This is a genomic window from Capnocytophaga sp. oral taxon 329 str. F0087 (assembly GCF_000213295.2).
Taxonomy (GTDB): Bacteria; Bacteroidota; Bacteroidia; order Flavobacteriales; family Flavobacteriaceae; genus Capnocytophaga; species Capnocytophaga leadbetteri_A.
The window spans coordinates 30,336-39,154 of the sequence record NZ_KN390003.1; the positions used below are offsets into that span (position 1 = coordinate 30,336).

General features: G+C 44.3%; 8 protein-coding genes and 1 pseudogene. 5 read left to right on the forward strand and 4 right to left on the reverse strand.

What is annotated here, in order from left to right:
* The 4 genes and pseudogenes from HMPREF9074_RS12365 to HMPREF9074_RS06035 form a co-directional block, all read right to left on the reverse strand.
* Positions 1–189: pseudogene (locus HMPREF9074_RS12365) on the reverse strand (hypothetical protein); the annotation flags it as partial.
* Positions 190–412: 223 nt separating this feature from the next.
* Positions 413–1,342: an HlyD family secretion protein gene (locus HMPREF9074_RS06025; protein WP_009393057.1), complete on the reverse strand. Its 930-nt coding sequence runs from the start codon at positions 1,340–1,342 to the stop codon at positions 413–415.
* Positions 1,343–1,496: 154 nt separating this feature from the next.
* The gene (locus HMPREF9074_RS06030; RefSeq protein ID WP_009393059.1) at positions 1,497–2,810 is read right to left on the reverse strand and encodes a TolC family protein; all 1,314 of its coding nucleotides are present in this window, start codon (positions 2,808–2,810) and stop codon (positions 1,497–1,499) included.
* 74 nt (positions 2,811–2,884) lie between these two features.
* Positions 2,885–3,514 carry a TetR/AcrR family transcriptional regulator gene (locus tag HMPREF9074_RS06035; protein WP_009393061.1) on the reverse strand — a complete coding sequence of 210 codons (630 nt, stop codon included), beginning with the start codon at positions 3,512–3,514 and terminating at the stop codon, positions 2,885–2,887.
* A gap of 240 nt (positions 3,515–3,754) precedes the next feature.
* Here HMPREF9074_RS06035 and HMPREF9074_RS06040 point away from each other — a divergent pair, with 240 nt between their 5' ends.
* The 5 genes from HMPREF9074_RS06040 to HMPREF9074_RS06060 form a co-directional block, all read left to right on the forward strand.
* Positions 3,755–4,105, forward strand: a complete 351-nt coding sequence (locus tag HMPREF9074_RS06040; protein ID WP_034539999.1) for an immunity 51 family protein — start codon at positions 3,755–3,757, stop codon at positions 4,103–4,105.
* Positions 4,106–4,117: 12 nt separating this feature from the next.
* Positions 4,118–4,537, forward strand: a complete 420-nt coding sequence (locus tag HMPREF9074_RS06045; RefSeq protein WP_009393065.1) for a VOC family protein — start codon at positions 4,118–4,120, stop codon at positions 4,535–4,537.
* A 3-nt stretch (positions 4,538–4,540) separates the two neighbouring features.
* Positions 4,541–5,485, forward strand: coding sequence for an NAD(P)H-dependent flavin oxidoreductase (locus HMPREF9074_RS06050; RefSeq protein ID WP_009393067.1), 945 nt, complete (start codon positions 4,541–4,543; stop codon positions 5,483–5,485).
* Positions 5,486–5,569: 84 nt separating this feature from the next.
* On the forward strand, positions 5,570–7,261 hold the full coding sequence (gene ettA / locus HMPREF9074_RS06055) for an energy-dependent translational throttle protein EttA (protein WP_009393069.1): 1,692 nt from the start codon (positions 5,570–5,572) through the stop codon (positions 7,259–7,261).
* A gap of 28 nt (positions 7,262–7,289) precedes the next feature.
* On the forward strand, positions 7,290–8,819 hold a 1,530-nt coding region (locus tag HMPREF9074_RS06060; RefSeq protein WP_034539991.1), incomplete at its 3' end, for an InlB B-repeat-containing protein.

The window sequence follows — 8,819 nt, forward strand, 5'->3', positions numbered from 1 at the left end:
ACTTTTATAGGCATTTTCTTTTATTAATTGACGTAGTTTTCTTGCCGTAAGATGCTCTTCTGCTGTACGATGTATATAATAATAACGTTCTAATGTAGCTTTTGTCCCACTGAGAATTATAGAATGATGTGTAAATGGTACCTTGAAAAAATCTTCTACTGGAAATTCTGTAACGTTGCTAACTTGCATCGTATGAAATATATCTATCTCATTATCAGCATATAATAATTCGGAGGTCGCGACCGTCGAATTATCATATTCTTTGTTTTTATTACATTATTTTAGATTTTTTTTCTTCTATACCTACCCTTTACATTGAATATACTTACACCGGAAGAACACCGAAGGATGAGCGAAGAATCACCAAAGTATAAGCATCTAACGATTAGCTAATAAGTAGAAAAAATATCTATTACTGAAATAGCACTTCGCCGTACATTCCTATCTTAAGATAGCCATCATTTTTGACTTTTATCTTGATAGCATACACTAAATTAGCTCTCTCGGCTTTGGTCTGTATAGTTTTAGGAGTGAATTCTGCCTTGCTGGCAATATAGGTAACTTCGCCTTTGTAGGTGTGCTGCTCGCCCTCTGCCGCATCGGTGTGCACGGTAACGGCTTGTCCTAACTTGATTTGCGGCAGTTGGTCGCCAGTAATGTAGGCCTTGAGGGTGAGGGTATCGGTATTAGCGATTTTGTACAGAGGCTTTCCAAAGGTCTGCATCTCGCCTTTTAGGGCGTAATTGACTAATACTGTGCCAGTAATAGGGTTGATAATCTCACCTTGACTAATCTGTGCTTGTACGGTTTCGGCATTCTTCTGCAAGGGGACTTCTTGGCTCATCACGTTGCGGTTCTGGCTGCTGATATTAGTGAGACTAACCTTGAGTTGGTTTTCGGTAACGGATAGCTGCTTGCGCAATTGATCTACTACGGCTGTGAGGTCGTCTAACTGCTTTTGGGTAGCGGCTCCTCCTGCGACCAGTTGCTGTACGCGAGCGAGTTCGCGTTGCTGTTGCTCGAGCTGTGCTTTTTGCACTTCGTACTGGCTGCGTATAAGAGCGGCTTGGTCGTCAGGGTTTAGGGTCTTTTCTTTGAGAGAAGCAATGGTTGCTTCGACCTGCTGTTTCTGTAGTTTTAGGACTTCCACATTGATTTGCCCTACTTTCTGTCCCTCGTTTATGGTTTGTCCCTCTTGGACAATATAGTCGATAAGACGTCCGTTTTGTTCGGCTGAAACGATGACTTCATCGGCTATAAAGTTGCCTGAGGCATCGAAATCGTTTTTGTGGTTGCAGGCCATAAGGGCTGCAAGAGCGGTGATAAGAGTTATTTTTTTCATTTTAGTTCCTCACCCCCGTTCCCCCTCTCCCAAGGAGAGAGGGGCAAGCCGTAAAGGACTCGTTACCTATCTCTCAAAGAAGAGGGGCAAGCCGTAAAGGCGATGGGGGATTTTTTTTATGGGTTATTATTATTCTGTTTTATTGTTAGCCTCGCTACAACTCCCCTCCTTTGGAGGGGCTGGGGGAGGATTGTCCGTTTATTAGCTTCTGGTTCTCTTGTGTTTGCAAAAGTTGTATCTGGTGGAGCAATAGGGTTTGCTGGGCGAGGTGCTGGGCATTGACCTTCTGCAGGTATTCGTGGGTGGTGATAACACCATTATCTAACTGCACTTGGGCGGCTTGGGCAATGCTTTGGCGCAGGGTTACATTCTCTTTGTCTTGCTCTATCAGCTTTTGTAGCTTTTTGAGTTGTTCGAACTGCTGAGTGAGGTCGAGTTGGGTGTTGCGCAAGAATGCATCGCGGTCAGCCAAAAGACTTTCGCGGCTTAGGCGGAGTATATTCTTCTTGCTGGACAAGTTATACAGAGGACTTAGGTTCCACTGCAAACGGACGCCTGTGATGTAGTAGAAGTCCGCTTGGTTATTGAGTATATTGAGCGTAGGACGCCCATATCCGCCTTGGAAAAACGCACTTAACTTGGGCATATATTCACTATTGAGTTGCTTTTCTTGCGCTTTGAGCAGCGACTCTTGTAGCTGAAATCCCTTGAGCTCAGGGCGAGCTATCGGGGTAGCAAGGCTTTGAGAGGGTAACGCAGGTGCAGGCTGTACCAGCTGAGATACATCAGTAACTTCTTTGCCTATAAAGGTAGAAAGTATCTGTAAGTAGGTGGCTTTGGCAGCCTCATACTCAGCGGTTTGCATTTTCACACGGAGGATTTCGGCTTTGAGCTCGGCTACATTGCTCAGCAGGGTCGTGCCGTTTTGTAGGGCTACTTCAGCTTTTTGGCGTTGCGACTCGAGCGTTTCGATATTAAGGCGGTTTTGCGACAGCTGTGCTTCGATAAGAAGTGCCCCAAAATAGAGGTTGCTAACGCGCTGTTTGAGGTTATACAACTGCGTTTCGACCGCTTGGGTTTGCACTGCCGTCTGGGCTTTAGCAATGGCTTTCTGGCTGCGAATTGCCCCACCCCCATAGAGCAGTTGGCTGACCTCTCCTACCACCTTGTATTGCTCCTTATCAATGGTAGGCAAAGAGATGTCGGGCGGCAAGGGGAGCACGCCTGCAACGGACTTGGAAAGGTCGGTTACCTCGGACTGGTAAGTAGCTTGCCCCAAGATAGAGACCTGCGGGAGGTAGGCGCGGTTGGCATTGGCAAGGGTGTAGGCTTCGCTCTTAGAGAGCAAATTGAGCTTTTGGATGGTAGGGTAATTCTCTCGAGAGAGTTGGTAACAATCATTTAAGGTTATCGTTTGTTGTGCGAAACCTATGATTGGAAAGAGCAGAAGTGATGCTATGAACTTCATATGTAACTGTTGTTTATATTATACAATATGTTTAACCATTTGGTTAGAGTATAGATAAAAAAATATATGCCCCACTAATCACCCGTTTTAGGAAGGGACAATATCGCCTTAATCCATTGTGGGATAAGGGTTTTGCGCTGGAGCATTAAGGCTTTGTATTGCTCTTCGGGTAGGTTAGTAATTGCGCTTAGCATAGGCTTAGCAACGAAAGGGAATATCACCAATCCGATAACGTTGAGGACAGCGTGCATTAGGTTAGGTTCGGTTATTCGTCCTTGAGCTACTGCCTCGGCATACTGACGGGCTAACACAGAGTGAGTAAGCGCTTCGCCTATAGGGCTTTGCTCTACAAAGAATTGCGGATTAGGGCGTACCTCATTGAGTATAAAGGTCGGTAGGTCAGGCTCTTCTAAGAGCAAATCGATATAATTAGCCACTACGCGCTCTATTTTCTCGTCTAAAGAAGTAGTTTCATCATTGAGTATAACCCCTACGCCTCTGAAGAATTGCGTCATTGTTTCGGTCATTACTATCTGAAATAGCTTTTCTTTGCTACGGAAATAGTAATTGAGCATCGCGTGGTTGATGCCAGCTTCCTCGGCAATGTCGCGAGTGCGCGTAGCTGCATAGCCCTTCTGATGGAAGACTTTGCGTGCTGCGGCTTTGATGCGCTCTTCGGCTGATATGTTATTAGTGTTATTCATCGCTATTTGATTTCGGGGACAAAATTACATTAACTATCTGTATTAACCAAATGGTTAGTGTTAAACTTTTGTTAATTGTGTTATAGCTGTCAGTTTTAGAGGGTTGTTTATTGAGTAATTATTAGTATATTTGCCACGTTTTAGCTTTGGTTTTATTTGCAATAAAAGGTTCTTACTTTATTTATGAATTGCAGTAAAATAGCTAATGTTAATAGTAAACAAATCAATAAATTCACTAATATGAGTACATCATTTAAAGAACAAATCGCTCCTTTTCGTTGGGTTGACCACGATAACAAAAGTTATTCGATATGTTTAGACGTGGGGGGCTGGAAAGATGAGATTTTTGAAAGCCGAAGAGATGAAGGGTTTGAAGGGAATGGCTATGATTGGGGTTCATTAGCGTTAGTATTCCTCGAAGAAAGGAAGCCTGCTTTAAAAGAGGTTATTAACTTCGACCCTGAGGGAAGTATGTTTTGTGCTTACTCACGGAATGCTGACGCTCTAAAGGAATTTGTCGTTTCGTTTAAAGAGGCTTGTGAAGATGAGGCTCTTATTAACGACCTTTTCTCGAGAGCTGAACTAGACTAAAGCCGATTTTATATGAGGCAGAAATTAACCTTAATTACTTTAGGCGTTCGCAACTTTCAGAAAGCTCTTAATTTTTATGAGGGGTTAGGTTGGCAAAAGTCCGATAAAAGTATGGATGATTATGCTCTTTTCCCCTTAGGAGGTATTGTGCTGGGGCTCTATCCGTTAGAGGAACTTTCAGCAGATACTGGGTTGCCCTATGAGCCAAGTGCTTTTGCAGGTATGACTATTAGCTATAATGCTACATCTGAAGCTGAAGTAGATAGTGTATTAGCTAAGGTTGAAGAATTAGGGGCAACAATTATAAAACCTGCTCAAAAAGTATTTTGGGGAGGGTATAGCGGTTACTTTAAAGACTTTGACGGCTATATATTTGAAGTTGCTTACAACCCTTTTTGGGAGTTTGACGCAAATGGCAGTCTTAAATTATAGACAATGAAAACACGTATTACAGAACTTTTTGGTATTCAATACCCTATTATTCAAGGGGGTATGATATGGGCAAGCGGTTGGCGGCTGGCGGCTGCTGTCAGTAATGCCGGTGGATTGGGTCTGTTAGGGGCTGGCTCTATGCACCCTGAAACCCTTACAGAGCATATACGCAAATGCAAAGCGGCTACTGATAAACCTTTTGGGGTAAATATTCCTATTATGTACCCCGAAATGGACAAGGCAATAGAGGTAATTTTGCGCGAGGGGGTAAAGGTTGTTTTTACCTCAGCGGGCAATCCGGCTACCTATACTTCGCTATTGCAAAAAGAGGGTATAAAAGTAGCGCACGTGGTGAGCAGTAGTAAGTTCGCCCTCAAAGCACAAGCGGCTGGCGTTGATGCTGTGGTTGCTGAAGGTTTTGAGGCTGGCGGACATAATGGTCGTGAGGAAACCACCACTATGGTGCTTATCCCTGCTGTGAGGCGCGTATTAGACATTCCGCTAATTGCTGCTGGCGGAATAGCTACCGGCAATGCGATGTTGGCCGCTATGGCTTTAGGGGCTGAGGGCGTACAAGTTGGGAGTCGGTTTGTAGCTACTGCCGAGGCGTCCGTACACCCTGCTTTTAAAGAAAAGGTGGTCGCAGCAGGCGAGGGCGATACTGAGCTCACCCTGAAAGAGTTAGCCCCTGTGCGTTTGCTAAAAAATGGCTTTTATCAGCAAGTAAAAGACCTCTATAACACTCAGCAAGCTACCGTTGCTAACCTACAAGCCTTGGTGGGCAATAGGCGTACCAAACGAGGAATGTTTGAGGGCGATATGGCTGAAGGAGAGTTAGAGATAGGACAGGTAGCGGCACTAATAGACAAGGTGCAGACCGCTAAAGAGGTGATTGACGAGATGGTAGCCGAATACGAAGCCTCTTTAGCAAGGGTAAATACATTTTAATTTTGGTAATTAGCAAAAATGTAGTACCTTTGTGCCTTTCATTAATCGCCTACTCAAAAATCTACCCATTGACAAATTAACATTATGGCAGACGATAAAAAGATTATTTTCTCGATGAATAAGGTGAGCAAAACCTATTCATCTACTAACAAGCAAGTGCTTAAAGACATTTACCTGAGCTTCTTCTACGGGGCTAAAATTGGTATTTTAGGGCTTAACGGCTCTGGTAAGTCCTCTTTGCTAAAAATTATAGCCGGTATTGATAAAAACTACCAAGGCGAAGTGGTTTTTGCTCCTAACTACACCGTAGGCTATTTAGAACAAGAACCGCACCTTGACGATGAGAAAACCGTTATTGAGGTAGTGCGCGAAGGCGTAGCCGAAACCGTTAAACTACTTGATGAGTTTAACCATATTAACGACCTTTTCGGCTTAGAAGAGAACTATTCCGACCCTGATAAGATGCAGAAGCTGATGGATAAGCAAGCCGAGTTACAGGACAAGATTGACGCCTTGAACGCTTGGGAGTTAGACAACCAGCTGGAAGTGGCTATGGAAGCTCTACGCACGCCCGACCCTGATACGCCTATTAAAGTACTTTCGGGAGGGGAACGCCGCCGTGTAGCCTTGTGTCGCCTGCTCTTACAACAACCCGATGTACTCCTTTTAGACGAGCCTACTAACCACCTCGATGCCGAATCGGTATTGTGGTTAGAGCAGCACCTACAACAGTACGCCGGCACCGTGATAGCCGTAACCCACGACCGTTATTTTTTGGATAATGTAGCGGGCTGGATATTGGAGCTTGACCGTGGTGAGGGTATCCCTTGGAAGGGTAACTACTCTTCTTGGCTTGACCAAAAAGCCAAACGCCTTGCCCAAGAACAGAAAACCGAAAGCAAACGCCAAAAGGTATTAGAACGTGAGCTGGAATGGGTACGCCAAGGGGCTAAAGGGCGACAAGCGAAACAGAAAGCGCGTTTGCAAAACTACGACCGCCTGCTGAATGAAGACCAAAAGCAATTAGAAGAAAAACTTGAAATATACATTCCCAACGGGCCTCGCTTGGGTACTAATGTGATAGAGGCACGCCACGTAGCAAAAGCCTTTGGCGATAAGCTATTGTATGACGACCTTAACTTTGTACTGCCACAGGCAGGCATTGTGGGCGTGATAGGGCCTAACGGCGCAGGTAAATCTACCATTTTCCGTATGATTATGGGAGAAGAGCAGCCCGATAGCGGCGACTTTTTGGTAGGTGAAACGGTAAAAATAGCCTACGTAGACCAAAGTCACAAGCAGATAGACCCTGAAAAGTCTATTTGGGAGAACTTCTCGGGCGGGCAAGACCTTATAATGATGGGCGGCAGGCAGGTGAACTCACGCGCTTACCTAAGTAGATTTAACTTTGGTGGCAGTGAGCAGAACAAGAAAGTAGCGACCCTTTCGGGAGGTGAACGCAACCGCTTGCACCTTGCAATGACCCTAAAAGAAGAAGGCAACGTATTGCTGTTGGACGAGCCTACCAACGATTTGGACGTGAATACCCTCCGCGCCTTAGAAGAAGGTTTAGAAAACTTCGCTGGCTGTGCGGTAGTAATCTCGCACGACCGCTGGTTCTTAGACCGTATTTGTACCCACATCTTAGCTTTCGAGGGCGACTCACAAGTATATTTCTTTGAAGGCAGCTTTTCGGAATACGAAGAGAACAAGAAAAAACGCCTTGGCAAAGAAGTAACTCCTACACGGATTAAGTATAAGAAATTAGTGAGGTAAGACCTCTTAAACTTTAATTGTAAATAATATGAATGCCAATATTAAAAAACTACTTTTAACCACTTTTATGGTACTTAGTGCTGTATGGTTCTCTTCTGCACAGACTACTTATAAAAAGACAGTAAGAACAGAAGGAGAAGCAGTTTCTATTACAGATTGTGCCATAAATGTACGACCTTATGATAATGAAGATTTGCAGAAAACTCGAATCTTAGCTAAAAATGGGGTGGAATTTGCTATTACTTTCCCTGAATCATATCAGAATTTAAGTATTATAAGAAACAATACAAATATTGTTATTGAGGGGAGAAAAATTAAGGTAAAAGAGCCTGGTCTTACAGCATTTAAGTTTACCTATACAGAAAATGGTGTTTCTTATACTTGTGACTTTGCAGGTGATGTAAACTACTATGGAGAGTTGATGTATCAAGGACAAGCACTTACCTCACAATCTATTATCATTAGCAATGCTAACGATCTCTCAAAACGCATTTCTGCTGATCCTAAAATGGCAGGGGCGTGGTGGCGAGTGAAGGTTGGCTCAAGTTATGTAGATATCTATGAAGGTACGCAAGCGAGGACGCTACAAGAACTTTTAGACTTTGCAAAGGCAAAAGGTGTGAGTGGGAAAGCTGAATTTGAAGTAGAATTCAGTGATGGTACTTCAAATCGTTTTTACAAAGATGGAGTTTTGATGGGTGGAGCTTATAGTGTACAGTACTTTAGTATTGAAGATGCTCGAACCTACAAAATGAATCTCTTACAAGAAGGACAAGGTACTGTATCAGTAGCTAAAAATGAGTTTACAGCAGGTGAAGCTGTAGCGCTTACGGCACAAGCGGATCAAGGCTGGCAATTTTCACACTGGGAAGAAAACGGTCAGCATATAGGTTCTTCCAATCCGCTTACTTTTACTATGGAGGCGCAGCACCGCACTATTAAGGCGGTATTTACACAAATACCCAAACATACCGTTACCCTACAAATAGTAGATACCAAAGGGGCTATTTTGGCACGCTCACAACAGCAAAGAGTACAGAGCGGCGGTAGCACCACCTTCCAAGTGCCTAACCTACCTAATACCAACTTTAAGGGCTGGTACCACAACGGGCAGCTAGTAGGAACAGGCAATACGTATAGCCTTTCCAACATTACCCAAGACGAGACCATTCAAGCTATTTTTGAAATACCGGTACAGATGGTAGCGCTTTCGTTTACCGAACTAAGCTTAAAAGTAGGCGAGCGCGGTGAGCTGCCTACGGCAACCGTAACCCCCGATAATGCAAGTGATAAAACTATTAGCTGGGCATCGGATAACGAAGCCGTAGCCAAGATAGAAGACGGCAGCGTGGTGGGAGTGCGTTCGGGAACTACCCAGCTTATAGCAAGTTCAGCCAATGGCAAAACGGCTGTTCTTAAAGTAGTTGTAACCCAACAGCCGCAACAGCCACAACAGCCACAAGTTGTACCAGTACAATCGGTAACAGTTACCCCTGCAAGTATAACAGCCAAGGTAGGCGATGCTGCGGTACAATTAACCGCAACCGTACTGCCTGCG

Coding starts and splice junctions, on each gene's coding strand:
- HMPREF9074_RS06025 (WP_009393057.1), bottom strand. CDS start 1,342: ATGAAAAAAATAACTCTTATCACCGCTCTTGCAGCCCTTATGGCCTGC.
- HMPREF9074_RS06030 (WP_009393059.1), bottom strand. CDS start 2,810: ATGAAGTTCATAGCATCACTTCTGCTCTTTCCAATCATAGGTTTCGCA.
- HMPREF9074_RS06035 (WP_009393061.1), bottom strand. CDS start 3,514: ATGAATAACACTAATAACATATCAGCCGAAGAGCGCATCAAAGCCGCA.
- HMPREF9074_RS06040 (WP_034539999.1), top strand. CDS start 3,755: ATGAGTACATCATTTAAAGAACAAATCGCTCCTTTTCGTTGGGTTGAC.
- HMPREF9074_RS06045 (WP_009393065.1), top strand. CDS start 4,118: ATGAGGCAGAAATTAACCTTAATTACTTTAGGCGTTCGCAACTTTCAG.
- HMPREF9074_RS06050 (WP_009393067.1), top strand. CDS start 4,541: ATGAAAACACGTATTACAGAACTTTTTGGTATTCAATACCCTATTATT.
- ettA (WP_009393069.1), top strand. CDS start 5,570: ATGGCAGACGATAAAAAGATTATTTTCTCGATGAATAAGGTGAGCAAA.